At 68.6% G+C, this 24,944-nt stretch carries 28 protein-coding genes; 3 read left to right on the forward strand and 25 right to left on the reverse strand.

The genetic code is table 11. The features are described from left to right. Nucleotides 1-27 precede the first annotated feature (27 nt). The 12 genes from ABE473_RS06965 to hisS all read right to left on the reverse strand — a co-directional run bounded on the left by ABE473_RS06965 (nt 28) and on the right by hisS (nt 10,993). On the reverse strand, nt 28-1,626 hold the full coding sequence (locus ABE473_RS06965) for a calcineurin-like phosphoesterase family protein (protein WP_346488940.1): 1,599 nt from the start codon (nt 1,624-1,626) through the stop codon (nt 28-30). A 93-nt stretch (nt 1,627-1,719) separates the two neighbouring features. After that, complete coding sequence (gene hisIE, locus ABE473_RS06970) at nt 1,720-2,358, reverse strand: bifunctional phosphoribosyl-AMP cyclohydrolase/phosphoribosyl-ATP diphosphatase HisIE (protein WP_346488941.1); 639 nt, start codon at nt 2,356-2,358, stop codon at nt 1,720-1,722. Beyond that, nucleotides 2,348-3,124 (reverse strand): imidazole glycerol phosphate synthase subunit HisF, encoded by a 777-nt coding sequence (hisF, locus tag ABE473_RS06975; RefSeq protein ID WP_346488942.1) that lies wholly within the window; start codon nt 3,122-3,124, stop codon nt 2,348-2,350. The genes hisIE and hisF overlap by 11 nt, the downstream gene beginning before the upstream one ends. Further along, nucleotides 3,118-3,852 carry a 1-(5-phosphoribosyl)-5-[(5-phosphoribosylamino)methylideneamino]imidazole-4-carboxamide isomerase gene (gene hisA, locus ABE473_RS06980; RefSeq protein ID WP_346488943.1) on the reverse strand — a complete coding sequence of 245 codons (735 nt, stop codon included), beginning with the start codon at nt 3,850-3,852 and terminating at the stop codon, nt 3,118-3,120. Before hisA ends, hisF begins: the two co-directional genes overlap by 7 nt. After that, nucleotides 3,849-4,451: an imidazole glycerol phosphate synthase subunit HisH gene (gene hisH, locus ABE473_RS06985; RefSeq protein ID WP_176989876.1), complete on the reverse strand. Its 603-nt coding sequence runs from the start codon at nt 4,449-4,451 to the stop codon at nt 3,849-3,851. The genes hisA and hisH overlap by 4 nt, the downstream gene beginning before the upstream one ends. Continuing rightward, on the reverse strand, nt 4,448-5,521 hold the full coding sequence (gene hisB / locus ABE473_RS06990) for a bifunctional histidinol-phosphatase/imidazoleglycerol-phosphate dehydratase HisB (protein ID WP_346488944.1): 1,074 nt from the start codon (nt 5,519-5,521) through the stop codon (nt 4,448-4,450). The genes hisH and hisB overlap by 4 nt, the downstream gene beginning before the upstream one ends. Continuing rightward, nucleotides 5,518-6,606, reverse strand: a complete 1,089-nt coding sequence (hisC, locus tag ABE473_RS06995) for a histidinol-phosphate transaminase (RefSeq protein WP_346488945.1) — start codon at nt 6,604-6,606, stop codon at nt 5,518-5,520. The genes hisB and hisC overlap by 4 nt, the downstream gene beginning before the upstream one ends. Beyond that, nucleotides 6,603-7,898, reverse strand: a complete 1,296-nt coding sequence (gene hisD, locus ABE473_RS07000) for a histidinol dehydrogenase (protein WP_346488946.1) — start codon at nt 7,896-7,898, stop codon at nt 6,603-6,605. Before hisD ends, hisC begins: the two co-directional genes overlap by 4 nt. After that, nucleotides 7,895-8,806: an ATP phosphoribosyltransferase gene (hisG, locus tag ABE473_RS07005; protein WP_121036643.1), complete on the reverse strand. Its 912-nt coding sequence runs from the start codon at nt 8,804-8,806 to the stop codon at nt 7,895-7,897. Before hisG ends, hisD begins: the two co-directional genes overlap by 4 nt. 11 nt (nt 8,807-8,817) lie before the next feature. Further along, nucleotides 8,818-9,138 carry a YerC/YecD family TrpR-related protein gene (locus ABE473_RS07010; protein WP_346488947.1) on the reverse strand — a complete coding sequence of 107 codons (321 nt, stop codon included), beginning with the start codon at nt 9,136-9,138 and terminating at the stop codon, nt 8,818-8,820. Between the two features lie 167 nt (nt 9,139-9,305). Further along, on the reverse strand, nt 9,306-9,599 hold the full coding sequence (locus tag ABE473_RS07015) for a hypothetical protein (protein WP_346488948.1): 294 nt from the start codon (nt 9,597-9,599) through the stop codon (nt 9,306-9,308). Further along, on the reverse strand, nt 9,596-10,993 hold the full coding sequence (hisS, locus tag ABE473_RS07020) for a histidine--tRNA ligase (RefSeq protein ID WP_346488949.1): 1,398 nt from the start codon (nt 10,991-10,993) through the stop codon (nt 9,596-9,598). Before hisS ends, ABE473_RS07015 begins: the two co-directional genes overlap by 4 nt. Before the next feature lie 141 nt (nt 10,994-11,134). Between hisS and ABE473_RS07025 the strand changes: the two genes are divergently transcribed. Continuing rightward, the gene (locus ABE473_RS07025; RefSeq protein WP_346488950.1) at nt 11,135-11,896 is read left to right on the forward strand and encodes a helix-turn-helix domain-containing protein; all 762 of its coding nucleotides are present in this window, start codon (nt 11,135-11,137) and stop codon (nt 11,894-11,896) included. 49 nt (nt 11,897-11,945) lie between these two features. On the opposite strand, the gene thrC is transcribed toward ABE473_RS07025, so the two are convergent. The 3 genes from thrC to thrA are packed head-to-tail and all read right to left on the reverse strand — an operon-like array spanning nt 11,946 to nt 16,721. Further along, on the reverse strand, nt 11,946-13,238 hold the full coding sequence (gene thrC, locus ABE473_RS07030; RefSeq protein WP_346488951.1) for a threonine synthase: 1,293 nt from the start codon (nt 13,236-13,238) through the stop codon (nt 11,946-11,948). A gap of 31 nt (nt 13,239-13,269) precedes the next feature. Then, the gene (locus ABE473_RS07035; protein ID WP_346488952.1) at nt 13,270-14,202 is read right to left on the reverse strand and encodes a homoserine kinase; all 933 of its coding nucleotides are present in this window, start codon (nt 14,200-14,202) and stop codon (nt 13,270-13,272) included. Then, nucleotides 14,199-16,721: a bifunctional aspartate kinase/homoserine dehydrogenase I gene (gene thrA / locus ABE473_RS07040; RefSeq protein ID WP_346488953.1), complete on the reverse strand. Its 2,523-nt coding sequence runs from the start codon at nt 16,719-16,721 to the stop codon at nt 14,199-14,201. Before thrA ends, ABE473_RS07035 begins: the two co-directional genes overlap by 4 nt. A gap of 216 nt (nt 16,722-16,937) precedes the next feature. Between thrA and ABE473_RS07045 the strand changes: the two genes are divergently transcribed. Beyond that, on the forward strand, nt 16,938-17,072 hold the full coding sequence (locus ABE473_RS07045) for a hypothetical protein (protein WP_346488954.1): 135 nt from the start codon (nt 16,938-16,940) through the stop codon (nt 17,070-17,072). Here the strand turns inward: ABE473_RS07045 and ABE473_RS07050 are convergent. Both ABE473_RS07050 and ABE473_RS07055 read right to left on the reverse strand, forming a co-directional pair. Further along, complete coding sequence (locus tag ABE473_RS07050) at nt 17,069-18,016, reverse strand: DMT family transporter (protein WP_346488955.1); 948 nt, start codon at nt 18,014-18,016, stop codon at nt 17,069-17,071. The genes ABE473_RS07045 and ABE473_RS07050 overlap by 4 nt on opposite strands. Nucleotides 18,017-18,082: 66 nt before the next feature. Further along, nucleotides 18,083-18,772, reverse strand: coding sequence for an AraC family transcriptional regulator (locus ABE473_RS07055; protein WP_346488956.1), 690 nt, complete (start codon nt 18,770-18,772; stop codon nt 18,083-18,085). Between the two features lie 89 nt (nt 18,773-18,861). On the opposite strand from ABE473_RS07055, the gene ABE473_RS07060 reads away from it, so the two are divergent. Further along, nucleotides 18,862-19,350, forward strand: a complete 489-nt coding sequence (locus ABE473_RS07060) for a GNAT family N-acetyltransferase (RefSeq protein WP_346488957.1) — start codon at nt 18,862-18,864, stop codon at nt 19,348-19,350. A 54-nt stretch (nt 19,351-19,404) separates the two neighbouring features. Here ABE473_RS07060 and ABE473_RS07065 read toward each other — a convergent pair whose 3' ends face one another. The 8 genes from ABE473_RS07065 to ABE473_RS07100 all read right to left on the reverse strand — a co-directional run bounded on the left by ABE473_RS07065 (nt 19,405) and on the right by ABE473_RS07100 (nt 24,937). Continuing rightward, nucleotides 19,405-19,692, reverse strand: a complete 288-nt coding sequence (locus ABE473_RS07065; RefSeq protein ID WP_046272599.1) for a hypothetical protein — start codon at nt 19,690-19,692, stop codon at nt 19,405-19,407. Between the two features lie 159 nt (nt 19,693-19,851). Then, nucleotides 19,852-20,301, reverse strand: a complete 450-nt coding sequence (locus tag ABE473_RS07070; protein WP_019183020.1) for a PA2169 family four-helix-bundle protein — start codon at nt 20,299-20,301, stop codon at nt 19,852-19,854. Nucleotides 20,302-20,470: 169 nt separating this feature from the next. After that, nucleotides 20,471-20,740 (reverse strand): PQ-loop domain-containing transporter, encoded by a 270-nt coding sequence (locus ABE473_RS07075; RefSeq protein ID WP_179459095.1) that lies wholly within the window; start codon nt 20,738-20,740, stop codon nt 20,471-20,473. Beyond that, nucleotides 20,740-21,453, reverse strand: coding sequence for a glycosyltransferase (locus ABE473_RS07080; RefSeq protein ID WP_346488958.1), 714 nt, complete (start codon nt 21,451-21,453; stop codon nt 20,740-20,742). The genes ABE473_RS07075 and ABE473_RS07080 overlap by 1 nt, the downstream gene beginning before the upstream one ends. Further along, nucleotides 21,450-22,037 carry a class I SAM-dependent methyltransferase gene (locus tag ABE473_RS07085; protein WP_346488959.1) on the reverse strand — a complete coding sequence of 196 codons (588 nt, stop codon included), beginning with the start codon at nt 22,035-22,037 and terminating at the stop codon, nt 21,450-21,452. The genes ABE473_RS07080 and ABE473_RS07085 overlap by 4 nt, the downstream gene beginning before the upstream one ends. Beyond that, complete coding sequence (locus tag ABE473_RS07090) at nt 22,034-22,792, reverse strand: PIG-L family deacetylase (RefSeq protein WP_346488960.1); 759 nt, start codon at nt 22,790-22,792, stop codon at nt 22,034-22,036. Before ABE473_RS07090 ends, ABE473_RS07085 begins: the two co-directional genes overlap by 4 nt. Beyond that, the gene (locus ABE473_RS07095) at nt 22,780-23,772 is read right to left on the reverse strand and encodes an acyl-CoA dehydrogenase (RefSeq protein ID WP_346488961.1); all 993 of its coding nucleotides are present in this window, start codon (nt 23,770-23,772) and stop codon (nt 22,780-22,782) included. Before ABE473_RS07095 ends, ABE473_RS07090 begins: the two co-directional genes overlap by 13 nt. Before the next feature lies 1 nt (nt 23,773). Further along, entirely contained in the window at nt 23,774-24,937 is a 1,164-nt protein-coding gene (locus ABE473_RS07100; RefSeq protein ID WP_319207935.1) for a zinc-dependent alcohol dehydrogenase, read from the reverse strand. Nucleotides 24,938-24,944 lie beyond the last annotated feature (7 nt).

Here is a 24,944-nt window from a genome sequence, read left to right on the forward strand (position 1 = left end):
CGCCGTACTGAACCTACGGCGCCGTGATCAGGGCTTGGCGGTCTGCAGGCGGTAGCTGGTGCTGGCCGTGGCCGTCGGGCCATCGCCCTGCACCGCGCGCACCTCCACCCGGTGATCACCCACTGAGAGGTTGGTGGGGAGCGCGCCGCGCCACAGGTGCGGTGACGGCGTGGCTTCGGGCGAACGGTCGAAACCGCGCAGCCGCTCGGCGGTATCGTCGGCCACATTTTCCTGCAGCAGGCGCGGATCCGGCTGCTCGACGCGCTTCATCGGCTGCCATGCGCCGTCGTCCACGCGGTACTCCACCAGCGTATCGGCCTGGCCCATGAACACGTTGGCGTACACGCCCCAGGCCGGGTACGCGCCCTGGCGCAGCACCTTCGGCGCGTGCAGGGCGATCTGGTAATCGTCGGGTGCGCGCGCCACGTAATAGCGCAGGCCATAGTCACCACCGGGCTTGACCGAGAGCACCGCATAACCGTTCGGGGTGCCGTCGCTCATGGTTGCATCGGGGATACCGTTGCTGTCCTTCACGCCCGACCAGAACGCCCCGCAGGCCGCGCCCACGTTGTACTCGTGCAGCGGCCTGCTGCCCTGCCAGCCTTCGGCGGCACCGTGGTAGTAGTGCTGCTGGGTGTGGCTGTGACCGCTGAGGACCAGCACGTTCGGGAAGTCCTTGAGCAGCGCGAACAGCCTTGCGCGGTCCGCATGCCGGAACGTCTCGCGGCCCGGCGCCGCATCGAACAGCGGGATGTGCATGCCGAGCACGATCAGCCGATCGCGCGGCAGGCCCTTCAGATAGTTGCCGAGGAAGGTGAACTGGTCCGCGCGCAGGCCGCCGACGTAGCTCGGCTTGGCCTTGGGGTCATAGACCACGTCATCGAGGAAGACGAAGCTCGCCCCGCCCTCTTCCACCGCGTAGGTGTCCGGGCCGTACACGGCGCGCCAGCTGTCCAGCGAATGCGCGTCGTTGCCGGCATCCATGTCCAGGTCGTGGTTGCCCGGCACGTGGAACCACGGCACCTGCAGCTGCGCGGTGACCTTGTTGATGTCCGGGTAGAGGCTCAGATCGTCGTTGACGATATCGCCCAGGGTGGTACCGAGCCGCGCCGGATGCTTGCCGATGATCGGATCGACGATGGCGCGCTGGTAGTAGCCGATGTCCTGGCGGCTGGCGGTCTGCGAATCGGTGAAGACCAGCATCTCGAAGCCGTTGCGCGCCGCGTCCGTGCCCTTGGCCGGTTCCAGCGCGAAATCCCAGTTGCGGGTCGCGCCGCCGGTGGCGTGGATGCCGTCGTATTTCAGCTTCGGCGATCCCTGCGGCGCATAGTGGCGCCAGTACGAGGGCAGCCCATTGGCGGCGGCCGGGAAGCGGTACTCGTCCGGCTTGATCACGAACACGGTCTGGCCCTCGCGCACCGGCAGGCTGTAGCTGCCATCGGCGGCGGTGCGCACGATCGTTTCGCCGTTGGACACCTGCACACCGGCCAGGCCAGGATCGGTCGGCCCGCGCCCCGGCTTGCCGTCACGCTCCTGATAGACCTTGCCGGTAATCGTCGTGCCGGCAGCCCAGGCAGGCGAAGTCATCAACAGCAGGCAAGCCAGCCAGGCGGCAGTACGGGTCATCGAGGGCGGTCCGATCGGGGGTGGGGGATTGTAGAGCCGCACATCATCGCCTGCACCGCGTTTCACCGACGTTAAACGATGTGCCGCCCGGGCTTACCCCGCGTGGCGCGCCGCCAGCACTGCCACCGCGTCATCCAGCGAGAGGCCACGCGCACGCAGCAGCACGGTCAGATGGAACAGCAGATCGGCCGACTCACCCAGCAGCGCGTGATCGTCCTGGACGACCCCGGCCAGCGCGGTTTCGACGCCCTCCTCGCCCACCTTCTGCGCGATGCGGCGGATGTCGCCCTCGAACAACGACGTGGTGTAACTGCCGGCCGGGCGCTGCTGCTCACGTTCGCGCACCACGGTATCCAGCCGGCCCAGGAAGTTGCCCGGCGCCTGCGGGAAGCAGCTTTCGCTGCCGGTGTGGCAGGTCGGCCCGGCCGGGCGCGCACTGACCAGCAGGGTGTCGTTGTCGCAGTCGATCCGCACGGCCGTCACCGCGAGCACATTGCCGGAGGACTCGCCCTTGGTCCACAGCCGCTGCTTGCTGCGGCTGTAGAAGGTCATATGGCCCGTGGCCAGGGTCTGCTCCAGTGAAGCCGCATTGGCGTAGCCGAGCATCAGCACGCGCAGCGTGTCCGTATCCTGCACCACCACCGGCAGCAGGCCATCGCCCTTGCCCCAGTCCAGCTGCGCCAGCGCTGCGCGCGACGGGCGCACGTCGATGGAATTCACTTCAATAGACATCTCGAACCTCGATCTGCTGCTCACGCAGGAACTGCTTGAGCGCGGGAATGGCGATGGCACCACTGTGGAAGACACTGGCGGCAAGTGCGCCATCGACGTCGGCCTGGTCGAACACATCGGCGAAGTGCTGCATCTCGCCGGCGCCACCGGAGGCGATCAACGGCACCTGGCACAGCGCGCGCGCCTGACGCAGCTGGACCACGTCGTAGCCGCGGCGGACGCCATCGCTGTCCATGCAGTTCAGCACGATTTCGCCGGCACCCCGGCGCTGCGCCTCCACCAGCCAGTCCAGGGTGCGCACCGCCACCGCCTGGGTCTTGTCCGGGTCGCCACTGAAGCGGCGCACCCGCCATTCGCCATCCGGTTCGCGCACCGAATCGATGCCGACGACCACGCACTGCACGCCGAACGCATCGGCCAGTTCTTCAATGAGCTCCGGCCGGCCCAGCGCCGGGGAGTTGATCGAAATCTTGTCGGCGCCGGCGTGCAGCACGCGCCGCGCGGTCTCGACATCGCTGATGCCGCCGGCCACGCAGAACGGGATGTCGATCAGACGCGCGATGCGCTCGATCCAGGCGACATCCACGGCGCGCCCCTCCGGACTGGCGCCGATGTCATAGAACACGAGTTCGTCCGCGCCCTGGTCGCGATAGCGCATCGCCAGCTCGGCGATGTCGCCCATGTCCACGTGGTCGCGGAAACGCACGCCCTTGACCACGCGACCATCGCGCACGTCCAGGCACGGGATCAGGCGGCGGCTCAGCATGCCAGCGCTCCTTCCAGGGTCATGCGCCCTTCCAGCAGCGCCTTGCCGAGGATTGCGCCGCCGCAGCCGACGGCCTTGGCCTGGGCCACGTCGTCGGCATCGCGCACGCCGCCGGAGGCCTGTACCGCCACGCCCGGCAGCAGGCGCGCCAAGTGCTGGTACAGAGCGATGTTAGGCCCCGAAAGCATGCCGTCGCGGGCGATATCCGTGCACAGCAGGTGCCGCATGCCGGCCTCGGCGTAACGCTGCGCCAGCACGTCCAGGGTGTCCTCGGCGGTCTCGGTCCAGCCATGCACAGGCAGCAGCCAGCGACCATCCTCGGCCTGGCGCGCGTCGAGCGCGATGGTCAGCCGTTCCGGGCCGAATTCGCCCAGCCAGCCGATCACCGCGTCCGGCTCGCGGACCGATACCGAACCGACCACCACGCGGGTGGCACCGGCGTCGAGGATGCGCGCAACGTCATCGCGCGAGCGCACGCCGCCGCCGGTCTGCACCTGCAGGCCGGTCTGCGCCGCGATCGAGGAGAGCAGCGGTGCCAGGGTGTAACCGCCCGCACGGGCCGCATCCAGATCCACCAGATGCATCCAGCTCGCGCCCGCCGCGGCAAACGCCTGCGCGCGCGGCAGCGGGTCATCGCCGTAGGTGGTCTGCTGCGCGTAGTCGCCCTGCAGCAGGCGCACCACGCGGCCTTCGCGGATATCCAGGGCGGGATAGACGATGAAACTCATGTCGGTTCGTTCTCGATGAAATTGCGCAGGATGCGCGCGCCGGTGTCGGCCGAACGCTCCGGGTGGAACTGGGCACCACTGTGCCGCCCGCGCTGTACGACGGCCGCGAACAGCCCGCCGTGATCGCAGGCGGCCACGGTGTCTTCGCCCAGCGGCGCGGCGTAGCTGTGGACGAAGTAGGCACTCGCCCGTGCCGGCACGCCGGCCAGCAGCGGCGACTCACGCAGTGGCAGCAACCGGTTCCAGCCCATGTGCGGCACACGGATGCCGGTTGCAGGACGCAGGTGGCGCACGACCCCGGGCAACAGGCCGAGGCATTCGACATGGCCTTCTTCAGAACCATCGAACAGCAACTGCATGCCCAGGCAGATGCCGAGCAGCGGCACCTGCAGGTCGCGCAGCGGCTGGACCAGACCCTGTGCATGCAGGCGTGCCATGCCGTGCGGGGCCGCGCCGACGCCGGGCAGGATCACCCGCGAGACGCCCTCCAGGCCCTGCGCATCGCGGACCAGCCGCACCTGCACGCCCAGCCGCTCCAGCGCATAGCGGACCGAACCGAGGTTGGCGCCGCCCGCATCGATCAGCGCAACCTCGGTCACAGCGCCCCCTTGGTGCTCGGCAGCGCGGTGCCCTGGCGTGGCAGGGCCTGGCGCAACGCGCGGGCCAGCGCCTTGAAACAGGCTTCGACCTTGTGATGGTCATTGTCGCCGCGCACGCTCAGGTGCAGGTTCAAGCCCGCCGCATCGCACAGCGAGCGGAAGAAATGCGGCACCAGCTCGGTCGGCATGTCACCTACGCGCTCGCGCTTGAACTCGCCTTCGAACACGAAATACGGGCGGCCGCTGAAATCCAGCGCGGCGCTGGCCAGGGTTTCATCCATCGGCAGGGTGAAGCCGTAGCGGCCGATGCCGCGCTTGTCGCCGAGCGCCTCGCGCAGGGCCTGGCCCAGCGCCAGGCCGGTGTCTTCAATCGTGTGGTGCTCGTCGATGTACAGGTCGCCCTCGGCCTGTACGCTCAGGGCAAAGCCGCCATGCTTGCCGATCTGCTCCAGCATGTGATCGAAGAACGGCAGCCCGGTGTGGGTCTGCGGTTCGGCGGTGCGATCCAGATCGACCTCGACCCGGATCCTGGTTTCCTTGGTGTTGCGCTGCACGGTGGCCCGACGCGGTGCATCGGCCAGCTCGTGCGCGATCGAGGTCCAGTCCCAGTCGCCGCCGAACTGTTCGGTGCGCAGCTGGAAGCCACGGATCTTCATGTTTTCGGCGAACTCGATGTCGGTCAGGCGGTCGCCCACCATCGCCGAGCGTGACCAGTCGATGCTGCGGTCCTGCAGGTACGGCAGCATCAGGCCGATGCCCGGCTTCCGGGTCGGCGCGTTGTCCTGCGGCCAGGTGCCGTCGATCAGCACATCACGGAAGGTAATGCCCTGGCTGGCAAAGATCTGCAGCATCAGGTCGTTGGGGCCGTCGAAGCTGGCCTGCGGATAGCCCTCGGTGCCCAGGCCATCCTGGTTGCTGACGATCACGAACTGATAGCCGGCATCGCGCAGCTTGAGCATCGCGGGGATCACATCGCGCACGAAGCGCAGCTTCTCGTAGGCGTCGATCTGGAAATCGGCGGGCTCTTCGATCAGGGTGCCGTCGCGGTCGACGAACAGAATCGGGGTCATGCGGCAGCCCTCCGGGCCGTCAGGGCAGCGAGTACGCGGTCGTTCTGTTCCGGACTGCCGAGGGTGATGCGCAGTGCATCGCCCAGCTGCGGCGCGGCACGCTGGTCACGCACGACCACACCGGCCGCGAGCAGCGCATCGAACGCGCCCTGTGCGTCGGCGAAGCGGGCCAGCAGGTAGTTGCCCTGCGAGGGATAGACACGCAGCACGCCGGGCAGCGTGGCAAGGCCGGCCTGCAGCCGCGCGCGTTCGGCCTTGATCTGTGCGATGCGCTGGCTGGTCACTGCGAGGTTCTCGGGGTCAAGGCCTGCCAACGCGAGCTCGGCACAGGGTGCGGGCACGGGATATGGGGCCTGGCAACGGCGCAGCACCTGGATCAGGGCGGCATCGGCGATCAGGCTGCCGATGCGGGCGGCGGCCAGCGCATGCGCCTTGGACAACGTCCGCAGCACGGCGATGTTCTCGTAGCGGCCCAGCAGCGTGCTGGCGGAGGCCTGCTCCGCATACTCACCGTAGGCCTCGTCCACCACGACCAGCGCCCTGCCCTGCAATGCGGTGGCCACGCGCTCGATCTCGGCCAGCGTGATCACGCTGCCAGCGGGATTGGACGGCGAGCACAGGAACACCAGCTTGGCGTTGCCCGACAGCGCAGCGGCGATCACCGCATCGATATCGGCAACCAGCGCATCGCCCTGCTCGACCAGCGGCACCTCGATCACCGGCGCGTTCTGCAGGCGGGCGCAGACGGCGTACATGCCGAACACCGGCGGCGTGGTTACCACGACATCCCGGCCGGGCTCGCACAGCGCGCGCACCAGCAGATCGATGGCCTCGTCGCTGCCCCGGCCGATCAACAACTGCTCCGGCGCACAGCCATAAAGCTCGGCCAGCCGGTCGCGCAGGGCGGCCGGCTGCGGATCGGGGTAGCGGCGCGCGCCACCGGTGACGTCAGCCGGATTGGCCCAGGCCGATTCGTTGGCGTTGAGCCAGACATCGCCGACCAGCGCGCTGCTGCGCGCCGAGGAGTACCCGGTGAACGCCTGCAGGTCCTCGCGGACCAGCGACAGAAGGGAGCCGGTGCTCATGCCGCCGCCTCCATGCGCAGGGTCACGGCATTCTCGTGCGCATCCAGGCCTTCGGCGCGCGCCAGCACGCGGGCGCACTCGCCGATGGCGGCGATGCCGGCGGCGGTGGCCGACTGCACGCTGATCAGGTTCTGGAAACTGGCCACGCTGACGCCGCTGTAGGCGCGCGCGGCGCCCGCGGTCGGCAGCACGTGGTTGGTGCCGCTGCAGTAATCGCCCAATGCTTCGGGGGTGTAGTCGCCGAGGAATACCGAGCCGGCCGCTTCCACCTTCTCCAGCCACGCGCGCGGATCGCGCAGCGCCAGGATCAGGTGTTCCGGCGCATACCGGTTGCTGATCGCGAACGCATCGTCCAGCGAATCGACCAGGATCAGGCGCGAGGACGCCAGCGCCTGCGCGGCGATCTCCGCGCGCGACAGCTGCGCCAGTTGCGCTTCAACCGCCGCTTCAACACGGTCAACCATCCCTGCGTCGTCGGTCAGCAGCAGCACCTGCGAGTCCGGACCGTGCTCGGCCTGCGAGAGCAGATCGGCGGCGACGAACGCGGGATTGGCGCCGGCATCCGCAATGACCAGCACTTCCGACGGGCCGGCCGGCATGTCGATCGCTGCGGCGCCGTCCTGGGCGACCTGCTGCTTCGCTTCAGTCACGTAACTGTTGCCTGGGCCATACAGCTTGTCGCAGGCCGGGACGCTGTCGGTGCCGTACGCCATCGCCGCGATCGCCTGCGCGCCGCCCAGCTTGAACACGCAGTGCACGCCGGTCAGGCGCGCGGCCACCAGCACTGCAGGATCGGCACTGCCGTCCTTGCGCGGCGGCGTGCACAGCACGACTTCCCGGCAGCCGGCCAGCTGTGCGGGCACGCCCAGCATCAATGCGGTCGACGGCAACGGCGCGCTGCCGGCCGGCACATACAGACCCACCCGACCGATCGGGCGCACTACCCGCTCGCAACGCACGCCGGGCGCGGTCTCGACCGCATAGCCCTCGCTCATGCCCGCCTGGTGGAAGGTCCGGATACGCGCCGCGGCATCGATCATCGCCTGGCGCAGTTCGGCCGGGACGGCCTGTTCGGCAGCGGCGAACTCCGCCTCGCTGATCTCGAAGCTCTCCGGTGCCACCCCGTCGAAGCGCAGGGTGATCTCACGCAGTGCGGCATCGCCGCCTTCGCGCACCGCCGTGATCAAGGCCGCGACGGACTCACGGGTACGCGCCGCCACGGCCTGGACCGGGCGTTGCAGCGCCTGCGTCTGGGCGCCGGCATCCAATTGGGACCACGTCAAACGATTCATGCCAGCGACCGCTCCACACTCAACACCATCAAGCCCTGCGCGCCCGCGCGCTCCAGGTCCTCCAACCGCTGCCAGGTCAACGCACCGTGGCACATGGTCTGCAAACGCAGGTGGCCGCCGTCATCGGGCAGCTGCACCAGCGGATCGGCATCGGGCAGCAGGCGGGTCAGCTCGGAGACGCGGTCCAGCGCGGCGCGGAACATCAGCAGCTTGCTGTCCTGCACCTTCACCACGCCGTCGAGGCGGCGCAGCAGCATCGCCATCAGGCCGGCGCGGGCGTCATCGGGCGTGCGTACCGGCCCGGCCAGCACCGCTTCGCTTTCCAGCAGGGTTTCGACCGGCTTGAGCTGGTTGGCGGCCAGGGTGGCGCCGCTGGAGACCAGATCGCAGATCAGATCGGCGGTGCCCAGCCGCGGGGCGATCTCGACCGAGCCGGACAGTTCGACCACCTGCGCATCCACGCCGCGCTCGGCCAGCCAGTCGGCCAGGATCGCGGGGTAGCTGGTGGCGATGCGCTTGCCGGCCAGCTGCTCCACGCCCGTCCATTCCCACTCCTCCGGCACCGCCAGCATCAAGCGGCACTGGCCGAAGTTGAGGCCGCGCAGCGCCTGGTAGGCGTCCGGCAGGCCGATCCGGCGGCGCGCAGCGCCCTGCTCGTCCAGCTCATTGCGACCGACGATGCCGAAATCGCACACGCCATCGGCGATCAGGCCGGGAATGTCGTCATCGCGGACCAGCAGCAGGTCAACCGGCAACGACTCGCCGTAGCAGAACAGCTTGTCGCGGCTCTGCCGCCAGCTCAGCCCGCAGGCGGTCAGCAGGCTGCGCGCAGGCTCGGCCAGGCGCCCGTTCTTCTGGATGGCGATACGCAGCCGGTCGCGTGCCGGGGCGGTCTGGGTTGCACTCATGGGGGAGGTCTCTACTCGGATTCGGGGGAGGTCGGCGTGGCGGCGATGGCGGCGGCGTAACCGCCGTGGCCGTGGTCCAGCGAGCGCGCCACGCGCCCGGTGGTGGTCACGCTGACCCCGGTCAACTCATGGATCTCGCGATACGGCACGCCCTGCTGCAGCAGCGGCACGACCTTCCAGCGGTCGGACAGCGCCTCCAGCTCGGCCGGCGTGCACAGGTCGCGCAGGAACGCGGTCACCGCCCCGGGATCGGAGAGGGCAGCAAAGGCGCGCGCCAGCGAGGCCAGATCGGCCTGGGCATCTTTTTCACGGGGGATCGGACGTAGTTTCATTGTATCAATGTAATAGCGTGCTATTACATTAGCCCAAACGAGGGGGCACGGTCAAACCGCTGCAGTGAGCGGAAACGGTTTGTTCAGGGTCCGGAAACGAACAACGCCCGCATTGGCGGGCGTTGTGATGGATCTCCAAGGACGCGTACAGCCCAATCGGTGGCCGGTTACCGGCAGCGGACCTCGGCACGCAGGGCGCCGCTGCCCAGGCATTCGCCCAACAGGCTGCCCTGGCGGCTGGGAAGCTGCTCCAAGGCCTCCAGGGGGCCTGCGCCGTTGGGGCACACGCTGCTGGCCAGCTCGCGCAGGTCGTGCTCCAACAGCTGCTGGTCAACCATGTGGCAGCGATCGACGGTCAACCGGTAATGCCCGGGGCCGATCCGTTTGCTGCGCAGCTGCGGGTCGCTCTGGCAGCCGGCGAGCAGGAGCAGCATCACTGCCCCTGCGGCGGCCTGCTTCATGCCATCGCCTTGGCCTGCTCCAGCTCGACCTGCAGCGCGCTGGCCAGCTCGTCGCGGGCGACCTCGAACTGCTGCTCGCGCAGCAGGTCCTTGACCGCGACCACGCCACGCGCCAGCTCATCCTCACCGGCCAGCACGACGAAACGGATGCCCGCCTTGGCCGCGTACTGGAACTGCTTGCCGATCTTCTTCGGCTCCATCTGCACTTCGGCATTGATGCCGCCGACGCGCAGGCGACGGGCGATATCCAGCGACTCGGGCAGGCCGTTGTCGTCCATCAGGGCCACCAGCGCGTGCACGCTGCTGTCCTCGATACCGGCGATCAGGCCGGCTTCGCGCAGCTGCCAGAACAGGCGGGTCAGGCCGATCGAAATGCCCACGCCCGGCAGCTTGGACTTGCTGTAGTGGCTGGCCAGGTCTTCGTAACGGCCGCCCGAGCAGATCGAGCCGATCTGCGGGTGGTCGGTCAGCGTGGTTTCGTAGACGGTGCCGGTGTAGTAATCCAGGCCGCGCGCGATGGAGAAGTTCAGGCAGTACGCGGTTTCCGGCACCCCCAGCGCCTTGACCAGCTGCAGCACTTCGCGCAGTTCGGCCACGCCCTGCGTGAGCGTTTCGCTGGCGGCGCCATCAACCAGCAGCGCATCCAGCTGCGCCAGCGCATCGGCATGGCTGCTCGAGCGCACGGCCACGAACGCCAGGATGCGCTCGACCTGCTCGGCCGGAATACCAAAGCCCTCGCCCACCAGCGTCTCGCGCACGTAATCGGCGCCGCGCTTGTCCAGCTTGTCCACTTCCCGCAGCACGGCCAGCTGGCGCTCGCCATCGGCCACGCCCAGGCTTTCGAAGAAGCCGCGCATCAACTTGCGGTTGTTGAGCTGCACCGAGAAATCGCCGATGCGCAGTTCAGCGAACACCGCGTGGATGACCGCCAGCACTTCGGCGTCATAGCGGGTGCTCAGCGTGTCCTTGCCGATCACATCGATGTCGCACTGGTAGAACTCGCGGAAGCGGCCACGCTGGGCGCGCTCGCCACGGTACACGCGCTGCATCTGGTAGCGGCGGAACGGGAAGGTCAGGTCGTGTTCGTGCTCGGCGACATAACGTGCCAGCGGCACGGTCAGGTCGAAGCGCAGGGCCAGTTCCGGCAGCGCTTTCTCTTCCGCTTCGGCGGCGTTGGCCAGCGCTCCGGTGGACTGCACGAAATACACCTGGCGCTCGGTCTCGCCGCCGGACTTGGTCAGCAGCACATCGGACAGCTCGAACACCGGCGTCTCCACCGGCAGGAACCCGAACCGCTCGTAATTGCGGCGGATGACGTCCAGCATGCGCTGGAACGCGATCTGCTCACGCGGCAGCAATTCCATGATGCCGGGCGGCGTACGGGGCTTGATCACTTGCGGGACTCCTGCGGAAACGGGGGGATGAGCGAGCGGCATATTCTAGCCGCAGCCGGCGCAACGAGCCGCATCCGGGCGCCGGGGCCGGGCCAAGGGCGGCATGAAGTATCATGGGCAGGCCCCGCTTGCTGACCTGACATGACCCGGCCTCACCCCGGTAACGCGCTTTCCGCTGTTGAAGACCCCGCCGCCCCCGGCTGCTCGCCCCTGCGCGACTGCCTGCATTGCTCGGTGCGGCACCTGGCGGTCTGCTCGGCGCTGTCGCCGGATGAAGTGCAGGCACTGGAACGGGTCACCGTCTCCCTGGCACTGCCGCTGGGCTCCACCCTGGCCCGTGCCGGTGAGCCGCGCCAACATGTCTATACGATTACGGCCGGTGCGTTGCGCCTGGTCCGCACGCTGGCCGACGGCCGGCGCCAGATCAGCGGCTTCGTGCTGCCCGGCGATTTCCTCGGACTGAGCGGTAGCGATCATCACCGTTACGATATCGAAGCCATCGCCGACAGCCGCGTCTGCCGCGTGGCCCTGCCACAGATGAAGGACCTGCGCTCGCGCTTCCCGCACCTGGAACGCAAGCTGCTGCAGCGCGCCTGCCAGGAGCTGGATGCCGCCCAGGACGCCGCGATGGCGCTGGGCCGACTGCAGCCGGCCGAGAAAGTCGCCGATTTCCTGCTGCGCCTGGCCGCGCGCGAAGCACTGCTCGGTGAACCCGGCCTGCGCGTGACCCTGCCGATGGGCCGTGGCGACATCGCCGACCATCTTGGCCTGACCATGGAAACGGTCAGCCGCACCTTCACCAAGCTGCGCCAGCAGGGCCTGATCGCCCTGCCCCATCTGAACACCGTCGAGATCCTGGACGAAGCCGGCCTGCAGAAGCTCTCGGCCGACGAATCCTACTAGGCGTGCCGGGCGCTGCCCGGCTGCTCGGGCGCTCCGCGCGTCAGCCGCCTCACCCGCGCAACAGCACCTCGCGCAGCGCCCCATACTCCGGGGCACATGCCTCAGCCGTCGCGGGCCGCTCCAGCAAGGCGGCCAGTGCCGGCGGCACCTCCAGCGCCTTCCCGATCAGCGGCTCCACCACCGACTCGAACTTGGCCGGATGCGCCGTCGCCGCGACCGCCCAATGTCCCTGCACGCCCGCGGCCCGCAGATGCTCCAGGCGCGCCACTGCCGTTGCCGTGTGTGGACAGAAGACTTCGCCATACAGGTCATGGCGGCGACGGATCAGTTCGCGGATCGCCGCATCATCCACCGCCTCGGCAGTGAACGCGGCCCGGAGCGCCACATCATCTTCGTTGCACAGCCAGCGCAGCCGCTCGAAGTTGCTCGGCGCGCCCACGTCCATCGCATTGGCAATCGTCGCCACGCTGGTCCGCGCCTGGTAGGCCTCGCCGTGGAAATAGCGCGGCAGCACATCGTTGGCATTGGTGGCCAACGCGATCTGCCCCAGTGGCAGGCCCATCGCGCGCGCCAGGATCGCCGCCATCGCATTGCCGAGGTTGCCGGTGGGAATCACCAGGTTCAGCACGTGGCCGGTCTGCGCCTGGTGCACCAGCGCCGCATGCGCGTAGTAACTCATCTGTGGCAGCCAGCGGCCCAGGCTGATGCTGTTGGCCGAGCTCAACGGCACCTGCTCCTGCAGCCCGCGATCGCCCAGCGCCTGCTTCACCATCGCCTGGCAATCGTCGAAGGAACCGGCCACCCGCAGCGTCTGGATGTTGTCGCCGAAGCAGCCCAGCTGATGCGCCTGCCGCGGCGAGACCCGGCCATCCGGGTACAGCACCACCACGCGGATCCCCGGCTGACGGTGGAAGGCCGCAGCAACCGCCGCCCCGGTATCACCCGAGGTGGCGACCACGATCGTCAGCGGTTGTTCGCGCCCCTGCTGCAATCGGGCCAGGCATGCAGCCAGGAAGCGCGCACCGAAATCCTTGAACGCCGCCGTCGGGCCATGGAAGAGCTCGAGGACATGGTCATCGGCCGTCGCCAGCGGACGCAGTGGCGCCTCAAAATCGAAGGCCTGCCCGCACAGTTCGGGCAGCACTTTTTCCAGGGCATCGTCATGGAAATACGGGGCCAGCACCGCCGCGGCGGTCTGTGCGAAGGAACCCTGCGCTGACCAGCTCTGCAGCTGCGGGCGATGGTCGGGAACATACAGGCCGCCGTCCGGGGCGAGGCCGGCGGCAAGCGCCTGGCTGAGCGAAGCGGCGGGTGCAGCGTGACGCGTGGAAACAAACTTCATCGGATATCCCAACGTAGAAAGAGTGGAAGCGTCACAGCAGGCGCGCGGCGGGGGCATTCAAGGGCGACACCCAGCCCTGACTCGCGAAGCCTGCGTCCGCGAACGCCTGCTGGACCGCGCCCTGCGCAGCAAGCGCCGCATCACGCTGCTCGAACCAGGCAAACACGCTCGGCCCCGCGCCGGAGATGCTGGCGCCCATCGCCCCGGCATCCAGTGCCGCATCGCGCGCGGCGGCAAACCCGGTGATCAGCCCTGCCCGACGCGGTTCGATCAGTACGTCACGCAGGCCGGCGCGGACCAGCGAGGCATCGGCGGTGTAGCAGCCACTGAGTACCAACGCCAGATTTGCGCTCTGCGCAACAAATTCGCCGAGCGCGTAATGCCCCTGCAGCGCGGCACGTGCGCGACGCGTCTCCAGCACCGCATCCGGATGCACCAGCAGGCTGTGCCACGCGGCCGGGACCGGCACCGACACCAGGCGATCGGCGGTACTCAAGACCAAGCCACCCAGCAGCATCGGCCCGAGGTTGTCACCATGGCGGCCACCACTGGCCACCGCCTCGCCGGTCAACGCGAACGGATACAGTGCCTCACGCGACAGCGGCTGCGGCAACAGCGCATTGGCCGCGACCAGCGCCGCCACGCACGAGGCGGCCGAGCCGCCCATCCCCGAGCCCAGCGCGATGCCCTTGTCGATCTCCAGCTCGAATCCAAACGGCAGATCCAGCGCGGCGCGCAGCGCGATCAACGCGGCGCCGGCGGTGTTGTCCTCGGCGACCCGCGGCAGATCCACCGTGGTGCCGCGGATCGCGTGGATGCGAACCACGGGCGCCGCGATAGGCCGCACTGTCACCGTATCGCCGACGCCCTCGATGGCGTGGCCGAGGATGTCGAATCCCACCCCCACATTGCCGACCGAGGCCGGCGCGAACGCGCGTGCTTCCGTCCTCCTGCCCTCACTCACAGACGTGCTCCTTCGCCCACCGCCACGCGCAGCACATCGGCGAACACGCCGGCGGCGGTGACCTCCGGCCCGGCGCCCGGGCCCTGCACCACCAGCGGGTTGTCGCAGTAGCGGCGCGTGGTGAACTGCACCACGTTGTCGGTCAGTCGCAGGTTGGCGAAGGCATGCCCGGCCGGCAGCGCGACCAGGCCGACTTCAGCGCCGTCCGGCGTCAGGCGCGCCACATAGCGCAGCACCGCGCCGTCCGCTTTGGCGACGGCCAGGCGCTCGGCGAACACCGCATCGATCTGCGGCAGGCCGGCCATGAAATCGTCCACGCTGGCCTGGCGCAGTGTTTCAGGTACCAGACTCTCCACGCGCACCTGCTCCAGGCTGAGCTCACGGCCCGCCTCACGCGCCAGGATCACCAGCTTGCGCGCCACATCCACGCCGGACAGGTCATCACGGGGGTCCGGCTCGGTATACCCCATGCCCCGCGCCTGGCTGACCAGCTCGGAGAACGGCACCTGGCCGTCGTACTTGTTGAACAGCCATGCCAGCGTGCCGGAGAAGATGCCGTCGATCGCCAGTACTTCATCGCCGGTATCGACCAGGTCGCGCAGCGTGGTGATCACCGGCAGGCCGGCGCCCACCGTGGCCTCGTAACGGAAGCGCGCGCCGCTGCCGGCGGCCGCCTCGCGGATTGCGTGATAGCGCTCCAGCGGACCGGCACCGGCCTGCTTGTTCGGGGTGACCACGTGGATGCCCGCCGCCAACCAGCCGGCATAGCGGTCGGCCACATCGGCGCTGCCGCTGCAGTCGATGATCAGCGCGTGCGGCAGATGTGCGGAGAGCAGGTGTTCGGTGAATGCGTCCAGATCGCTCGGCTGCGCAGGACCGGACAGCGCTGCGCGCCAGTCGCCTTTCAGGCCGCGCTCGTCCAGCACCATCCGCGTGCGCGAGGCCACCGCGCGCAGGCGCAGATCCACATTGGCGCGGCCGAGCAACTGCCCCTGCGCCGCCTGCAGCTGGTCCAGCAGCGCCGCCCCCACGTTGCCCGGGCCGATCACACCGACCGAGAACGTCTGCGGCGACAGCCAGAAGCCGGCATGCGCCGCCCGCAGGGCCTTGGTGGCGTGGCGGCTGTCCACGGCCACGGAGATGTTCCGCTCGGACGAGCCCTGCGCGATCGCCAGGATGTTCACCTGTGCGCGGCCCAGCGATTCGAACAGGCGCGCGGCCACGCCGGGCTGCCCGGCCATGCCATCGCCCACCGCGGCCAGCACGCTGACGTTGTCGGTGAGCTGCACGCGCTGCACCTGGCCGAGGCTCAACTCGTGGGCGAAGGCCTGCAACAGTGACTCGCGCGCACGCACGGCCTCGGCCTGTTTCACCACGCAGCAGATCGAATGCTCGGAGGAGCCCTGCGAGATCATCACCACCGACACATGCGCATTGCGCAACGCCGCGAACACGCGCTCGGCCGTGCCCGGCACGCCGATCAGGCCGGTGCCTTCCAGATTGAGCACGGCCAGGTCCGGGCTCAGGGTCAGCCCCTTGATCGGGCCGGAAACGGTGCGCTCGGCGGTGATGCGCGTCCCCGGATGATCCGGATGGAAGGTGTTGCGGATGATGATCGGCAGGCCACGCTCGATCGCCGGGGACATCGTCTGCGGGTGCACCACCTTTGCACCGAAGTACGCCAGCTCGCAGGCCTCGTCGTAACTCAGCGCTTCCAGTTGGACCGCCTCGGGCACCACCCGCGGATCGGCCGAGAGCACGCCGTCCACATCCGTCCAGATGTGCAGCTCATCGGCGTTGAACAGCGCGGCGAAGATCGCACCGGAATAGTCGCTGCCGTTGCGGCCGAGCGTGGTGATGCGGTCCTGGCGGTCGCGGGCGACGAAGCCGGTCGCCACGATGCGCACCTGCGGGTGCTGCAGGCGCCACTGGGCCAGGCGTTCGGCGCTGCGCACCCAGTCCACGTCCACGCCCAGCTCACCGCGTTCGATCACCAGCACATCACGCGCATCCAGCACCGCGCAGTCTTCGCCCAGCGTCTGCAGATACTTCCCGAGCAGCTGCGCCGAATACACCTCGCCCATGCCCTGCACGCGGTCCAGCACCTCGGTGGGCAAGCCACCGATCACCGCCAGCGCGCCCAGCACCTCGGCCAACGCGTCGAAGCGCTGGTCCAGCCACTCCACCGTCGCGCCGGCGTGCTCACCGAGCAGGGCCACGGCCGCGCCGCGATGGCGCGCCCGCAGCGCATGCCACTGCTCGCGCCAGGCCGAGCCATCGTCGGCCGCCAGCGTCGCCACCGCGATCAGCGCGTCCGTGACGCCCTTCATCGCCGAGACCACGGTGACCTGCATCGCCTCGTCACGCGCCAGCAGCAGCTGCGCCACGTGGCGATAGCGCTCGGCATCGGCGACCGAGGTGCCGCCGAACTTGTGGACCACGGTGGCCACGCCGGCCCGCGAGGCGACGGAGACGGCAGGCAGGGCGGAAGGTGGAGCGGAAGCGGCGACAGAAGACATGCTGACCTCGATGGGAGGCCCCGCGTCACATCAGGTTCGAGAGTCTTCCCCGCCACCTGATCTGGGTGCGGGGCCGTGGTTTTCGGAAATTACGCGAAGACGACGGGCCGCACCGGGCGAGTGGTGGCGGAGGTAATGATGGTGGTACCGGTCGACACGGCCTGGCCGCCCGCGGAGGCGGGAGCGAGCAGGTGGGCGTGGGCGACGGTGATGACCATGGGCCAAGAAAACTACGCCGCCGCCCTGCTTGTCAAGTGCTGCATCGCAAAAGATCGCCGCACGTCATCTGCACTGATCGTCGGCAAACAAGTTGCGAATGACACCATCCAGGCGGCACAACGGCTGCCCTAGCCAACGTGCTCGGCCACCGCCGCGGGCGGCCGATGCGCATGCGCGCACATCAGCACGCCGGACACCAGGCAGATGATCGCCACCGTCTCCATCAGCGTCGGCCAGCGCTGCTGCCAGGCGAAGCCATACAGCAGCGCGAACAGGGTTTCGAACACGATCATCTGGCCGGTCAGGGTCAACGGCAGGTTGCGGCTGGCGCGGTTCCAGCACGCGTTGCCGAGCACCGAGGCGACCACGGCAACGCCTGCGCTGATCAGCCAGAAGGTCAGCCACTCGCCGGGGGGATGCACCGTCGTGCTGGTCAGGAAGGCGCTGGGCACCAGCACCAGGGCGAGCCCGCCGGTGGTGATGCCGGTCAGCAGCGACCAGTCGTGCCCGGACAGGTCCGGCCGGCGCGCCAGCCAACGGCTGTTGCCGATCGAATACACCGCCCAGGACAACAAGGCACCGACCGCGCACAGCAGGCCCAGCAGCCTTCGCCCGGCCGAGCCCTCAGCGTGTTCGGCCATCAAGGCCTCATAGCCCACCAGCGCCACGCCGAGCAGGCACAGCAGCAGCGCAGGGGCCAGGCGTCGCAGCGGCACGGCGCCTTCCTCGCGCACGCCGGCCAGGGTCACCACCACCGGAATCAACCCGACGATCAGCGAAGCGGCGGCACCGCCGGCCCACTGCACCGCGTTGGCCAGCAGCAGGAAATAGACCAGGTTGCCGGCCAGGCTCAGCCACAACAGGCCCCGCCACTCAGGCCAGCCGAGCCGGTCCTTGAGCTGCCGCCAGCGCGGTGCCAGCAGCACCACGGCAATCAGGCCATAGACCAGGTACCGGCCGGCCGAGAGCTGCGCGGCGTTGAAGCTGTGCAGCATCGCCGGGGCCAGGAACACCACGCCCCACAGCGCGCCGGCGGCAATGCCATTGGCGATGCCCACGCCCATCGATCGTTTCATTGTGGCTCGCGCTTGTGCATTGGCCGCGCAGTGTAGGAGCCGCGGGCGACGGCGTCTTGACCGAGGCTACTGCCGCCGGAACGCCTGCGGGGTCAGCCCGGTTTCCCGGCGCAGGGCACGGGTCAGCGCACTGTGCTCGGAGTACCCGGCATCCACTGCGATCGTGGCGATGCTGTCGGTGCTGGTGAGCAGCCGATGCTTGGCCCAGCGCAGCCGGCAGGCGCTGAGCCAGGCCTGCGGCGGTACCCCGAACTCCTGCACGAAGGCTGCGTGCAGGCGGCTGCCGCTGATCCCGACCAGCGCCGCCATGCGGGCCACGTTCCAGTCCGCGCCGGGATGGGCCGTCAGCCGGGTGCACAGCGCATGCAGCCGCGCTGCGCTGCCGGCGGGCGCGTACTGCTGCAACAGCACTGCCAGCAGATCGTCGTTGGCGTGCGCCGCCGCACCCGTCAGGCGCTGCCGCAACCTCTTGGGCAGGGCCAGCCAGCGCTGGCGGCGCAGGTGGTCGAGCGTATCGTCATCGATCACCCCGGCCGGGCAGTCGACGATCAGCATCAGGTGGTCGCCATCGCCGGTCTGCGCATGTCCCTCGCCGGGCGCCACGAAAGCCCCCTGCAGCACATCCAGGCGGCCGCCAACCGTATCGACCTCAACATCCAGGTCTCCGCGCAGCGGTAGCACCCATTGCGCAAAGTCGTGCCGGTCCACGTCGCTGGACGCTCCGTAACACCGCAGGTGGCAGGCGCTGGCAGGCATGCCGATAGTCTGCGCGCAGGGCAAAGGGCACCGCAAGCCGCGCATGCGCGTACCATGGCGGCCGACCCGTACAACATGGAGCGTTTACCGTGGCCTGCACCATCGTTCCGCTGAGTGATCGCCCCGACCTGCTGCCGCTCGTGGCCGGGTGGTATTTCCAGGAATGGGGACACCATGTTCCCGGAATGGCGCTGTTGGATGAGCAGCAACGGCTGGAGGTCTTCCTGCAGGACGATGAGCTGCCGCTGCTGCTGATCGCGCTGGACGGTGAGGTTCCCGTCGCTGCCGCGCAGCTCAAGTTCCATGAACGCACCGAACGGCCCGAACGCCTGCATTGGCTGGGCGGCGTGTATGTCGATCCGGCGCACCGCGGGCGCGGCTTGGCCGAGAAGGTCATCGCTGAACTAGTGGTGCGCGGCCGGGCGCTCGGCGTCCGCGATATCTACCTGCAGACCGAAGCCGATGATGGCGGCCTGTATCGCCGGTTGGGCTGGGCCCCGTTGGAGTCCGTGCCGCATGCCGCAGGGATGCCGGTGCGGATCATGGTCCGCAGCGTGGCCGCCGATCCGGCCGACTGAACGCGCCGTGGCGGCGGCGGGCCGCAGGGATGAATGCGACGCCGTTGAACGGCGTCAGCGGAAGCGCACCGGCTGGGGCGCCGGGCGGTCGGCCAGCGAGCCGAGGGTGAAGGTGTAACCGGCTTCTTCCAGCAGCTTGCGCATGCGCAGCTCGGCGCGCTTGGGATACGCCAGCGACGTCGGTGCATGCAGCGCGTACGAGGTCGATTTCCCGGGCAGCGTTTCGCGGGTCACCGAGGACTGATTGGTCTCGCACGCGTTGGCCCACAGGTCCATCAGCACCTTCGGGCCGATGGATTGATTGTTGCTGAGACGAAGCGTCAGCCAACGCATGTGTTCCATAACAAATCCAAGCGGCTCTTTGTCCCGAGTATGCACCAATTCCCGCACCACCGTTCGGTGCCATGCGGGGTCTGGTCTACGCCAGGGTTCCCGGGCACAAACGAACAGCCCCGGCAGTGCCGGGGCTGTTCTGGTACCGCTTCAGGAAGCGACTGGAACTCAGTGCTTCATCGCGTGCTTGCGGTCGCGCATCACCGCATGGCATTCCTGCACCTGCGGCAGCAGGCGCTGCACTTCCTGACGCGCGGCCGGCGAGGTGTCGGCGTCGGTCAGGGTGTCCTTGAACGCCTTCAGCAGGCGATCCTCGGATTCTTCCAGCTCGGCCACGTAGCCGTACTGCTTGTCGCCCAGGGTGGCGCGCACCTTGCCGTAGAACTGCTGCATGGAACCGACGAAGGTGCCATGGTCGGCCGGCTTGCCGCCTGCGGCGACAACGGTGGCGCTCAGCGAGCGGACGATCTCATTCTTGACACCGGCAATACGGGTGAAGAGCGCCGCCAACTCGGCATCTTCGACCTTGCCTGCGGCCTCGGTGTAGAACTCCTGGCCATCGCGGGCGATTTCGATCAGGTCGTTCAAGTTATGCGCGGTCTTCGATTCGGTATTCACTGCGATGTACTCCTGTTGGTCCGGTTTGGCCCGTGAGTTGTTGTCGGGGTGAGTCGACTTTTCCGCATCGGCCATGAAGTCGGCGTGACACTGAAATACAAGTGTTCAGCGAGCTCAACGCCCTGCGTGATCGATGTGCACGGCGCGTCGTCGGCGTGCGAAATGCGTGTTACTTCCCAGCCCTTTTCCGCTTGATCCATGACAGGCATTGCCCCGCAACCGCAGTGAGCAGGATCAGCGAATTGGTCACCACGAACACGATCGATCCGGTGGCCGCGCTGTACGCGATGAACAGCACGGAGGCGGTGATCTGGCCGACGAACAACCACGTCGATACCGCCTGCGCGTCGTCGGCCGTCCACTGCTTCCAGATCTGCCGCCACAGCGTGGCGATCAACACGGCGGTCGCCGCCCAACCGAGCAGGTCGATCGGCTCCATCAGCGCGCCAGCAACGACGACGGCGCAACGTCGCCCATCACGTCATCCGTCGCCAGCGCAACGCGCTGCTCCAGCCGACGCAGGAAGTCGCTGAAGCCATGCGGCGCACGCGCCTGCCGGCGGGCGCTGGTCATCACGCGCGGACTGGCCAGGCGTGCGACCCGCATGCCTGCGCCCTGCATGGTCTGGATCAGCGCGACGTCCTCACCGGTCGCCAGTGGCGCGAAGCCGCCCGATTGCCGATACGCCGTCGCGCTGAAGCCCATGTTGGCGCCGTGCACGTGCGGATGCCCGTCCACCGCATGCTCACCCTGCAGGAACTGCTCGCGCACGGCCTGCGGATAGTCCAGCCAGTCGCCTACCGCCACCACGCCGCAGAAAGCACTCGCGCCGCAGTGAAGCTGCCGCGCCAGCCAATCCGGCGGCACCACGCTGTCCGCATCCGTGCAGCCGATCCAGCGGGCACCGAGCGCCAACGCCCGCTCGCTGGCAGCCGCGCGTGCAACACCGACGCAGCCCGCCTCCACGCTGACCACCTCCACTCCCATGCGCTGGCAGATCCAGCCGGTCGCGTCGGTACAGCGATCCAGCGCCACCACGATGACCACCGGCTCGTCGCGCAGGGCCGGATGCAGGGCGGCTACCTGCAGCGACTGCAGGCAGGCAGCGATCAGTTGTTCTTCGTTGTGCGCGGGAAGGGTCACGGCAATCATCGCAGCCCCTCGCGCTCGGCAACAGAGGTGGTGTCGGCTGACCAGCCCTCCAGCAGCATGTCCTCGTCACGATAGGAAAACAGGCGAGGCAGACAGGCATCCAACTGCGCGTGCACGAACGCCGCGCTGCACCGCGCCTGCTCGAACGGCACGCGCCAATGGCAGGCGACCACCACACCCTGCGGCGCCAGCGAGGTGACCACCTGCGCGGCGGTCTGCTGCATGTCTGCCGGGGTCAGGTAGTAACCCATCTCACCGAGCACGATCAGATCGAACTCCCCGGCCGGCCATGACTGCGGGTGTCGTGCCTGTTCGATGGTGACGTGCGCATGGCCCCGCGTCATCACGCGCGCAGCGGCGACCGCGCCTTCGCTCAGGTCGGTGGCGAGCAGCTGGTCACAGCGCTCGGCGAGGGCCGCCGTCAGGACGCCGTTGGAGCAACCCAGCTCCCAACCCCGGGAAAAACGCGCGCGCGGCAGGCTTGCCAAGGTGAGCGCGCGCTTACGGCGCTCGTACCAGCGGGTGCGGTACTGGAAGGGATCCTCTTCTTGGTACAGCGCGTTGAAGTAGGCGACATCGCTCATCCGATCAGTACCTCGTAATTCCGTTCGAACCGCTGCAGCACCGTGGCAGGCAGGATGGGGTCGCAGTCCAGCCCCTCCACCGCACCGGTCTGGGTCAAGAACTGCCGGATGGCCTCGCGCTTGCGCGCCACGATGGCGTCATCCAGCGCATAGCGCGTGGCCGACACCCAGGCCGTCGGCGCCACCTGCGGGTCCAGCCAATGCCACCCCCAGACGGGGTATTCCTTCAGTGCCGCACCTCGCGTGGCGCAGGCCTGCACACACGCGCGGGCGACCGCTTCATGGTCCGGGTGTCCGTCGAAGCGCCACGGCGCCAGCACCAGATCATCGGCCTGCAGCACGTCCGCCAGCTGCTCGGCAATCCACGTTTCACTGGCCGTCACCGCGCCATCGTCGATGTGCCAGGAGAGCCGCTCGGCACCCGCCAGACCCAGGCAACGAAGCGCCTCATCCAGTTCGGCGGCGCGGGCCGCGCGCAGCCGTTCCGGCGTCCACGCAGGGTGATCGGGATAGCAGGCCTCGCCGTCGGTTACCGAAACCACCGCGATTTCCAGGCCCTGCTGGTGGGCAAGCGCCATCAGCCCGCCGCAGGCAAGCACTTCATCGTCGGGATGCGGCGATACCACCACCAGCCGCCGCGCAGTGCCAAACAACGCCGCAGGCGACCCAACAGGCAGCGTCTGCAACCAAGGCGATGCCGACCATTGCGCTTCCGTCACGCCGCCGCCTGCGATCTGACGATTCACAGCGTCCACGCACGCCCTTCCCGGTGCATCAGGTTGCCAAGATGCTGCCAGTCGCGGTCAGCGTGACTCTGGCGGATGAAGACGGTCAGGTCGGCCCAGCGCCGCGCGTGGGCCGGATCCATGCACATCGGCCCTGGACCGAGCGCCCTCCCCACCCGGTCCAGGGTCAGGGTGGCAGCCCGTTCAACCGCGCTGCGCGCCCGCACGATTTCCTTCTGGTGAGGCAGCTCGGGCTGTGCATCGATCAGCGCGGCCAGCTCGCGCAGCAGTGAGGCGCACGGCGACAGCGCCAGATCGATCTCACCCAGCAGGCCGGCCACCGTGCCCGGCTCATCGGCCCGCGCGTTGTGCAGCAGCGGCTCGGCCAAGGCACTGGCACCACCGAACCAGCAGGCGGCAATGCCTGCGCCGCCGTGCCAGAACCCGGGGCGCTGCAGGTAGGCATCTGCCGCGCCGACCTCGATGGCCGGCACCTGATCGAAGCGCGCGGTTCCACTCGGCACGCGCCCCATCCCTGTCGCCTGCCAGGTCTGCGGCAGGAAACTCACACTGGCGCGGCGCACCGGCGCCAGGAACAGGCGCGAGCGCCCGTCATCGCGCACCGTCACCAATGCGTGGTCGACCCAGCCGGCGCCGGAGCACCAGGGTTTGTCACCGGAGAGGGTGCCGCTGGCCCGATCAAAGCGCAGGGTCGCTGCCGGCCCTTCGGCCGCCCATACCGCCCCCAGCCGATCCCGGTCCGGTGTCGCCGCGCCCAGTTCATCCAGGATCGCCTGTGCGTCGTAATGCGCTTCGAGCACCTTGGCCAGACACAGATCACGTGCCGCGATATGCGCCAGCGCCTGCCAGCGCAACAGCGTGTCCCCGCTGCCGGGGCGCGGCAACGAGGGTTGATGTTCCATCCACGCGCGGGCCTGGGCCTGCAGGTCATCGGTCTCGGTCACCGGCTGCGGAGCGGCCGGTACTGCAACGGGAGCCACGGCACTCATGTCAGGGCGTCAGGATCACCTTGCGGCAATCCTCCTCTTTGCGGTCGAAGATTTCATAGCCACGCACTGCGTCTTCGAGCGACAGGCGATGCGTCACGATCACGCCGGGGTCCAAGCGGCCTTCGCCGATGTGGTCGAGCAGCTCCGGCATCAGCTTCTGCACATGGGTCTGGCCCATCTTGAAAGTGAGGCCCTTGTCGAACGCATCGCCGAGCAGGAAACCATGGATGAAGCCGGCATACACGCCGGGAATGCTCACCGTGCCGCCGCGACGAGTGGCTGCGATGCACTGCCGGATCGCCACGCCACTGCTGCCTTCCACCTTGAGCGTGGTCAGCGCCGATTCCAGCGCGCTGCCCTCTGCTTCGAAACCCACCGCCTCGATCGTGGCGTCCACGCCGCGTCCGTTGGTCTGGGTGATGATGTACTCGGCGGGATCCTCAACCTGGGTGAAGTCGATCGGGGTCACGCCGTAGGTCTGCTGCGCAAAGGCGAGGCGATACGGCAGATGATCGACCATGAAGATCGTCTCCGCGCCCAGCAGGCGGCAGCACGCCGCACTCATCAGCCCGACCGGACCAGCGCCGAAGATCGCCACCGTGGAGCCGGGCTTCACGCCGGCATTGATCGCGGCCTGATAACCGGTCGGCAGGATGTCGGACAGGAACAGCACCTGCTCATCGGACAGCGCATCGGGAATGCGCAACGGCCCGACGTTGGCCTTCGGCACGCGCACGAACTCCGCCTGCCCGCCCGACACGCCGCCGTAAAGATGGCTGTAGCCGAACAGCGCCGCCGGCGGGCGGATGCCCTTCTGGTTCACCGCGGCGCCCTTGCCGGTATTGGTGGTCTCGCAGGCCGCGAACTCGGCCAGGCGGCAGTGGAAGCACTCGCCGCACGCAATCACGAAGGGAATCACCACGCGGTCGCCCGGACGCAGGTCCATCACCCCCGCGCCGACCTCCTCCACCACGCCCATGAATTCATGACCGAGCACGTCGCCGGTGTGCAGATCGGGAATCTTGCCGCGGTACAGATGCAGATCCGAGCCGCAGATCGCCGTGGCGGTCACCCGCAGGATGATGTCGTCCGGGGCGGCCAGCGCAGGATCCGGCACGGTATCGACCCGTACATCCTTGCTGCCGTGGTAAGTCAGTGCGCGCATAGCAAAC

The organism is Stenotrophomonas sp. TWI700 (genome assembly GCF_039673645.1).
Taxonomy (GTDB): Bacteria; Pseudomonadota; Gammaproteobacteria; order Xanthomonadales; family Xanthomonadaceae; genus Stenotrophomonas; species Stenotrophomonas maltophilia_AA.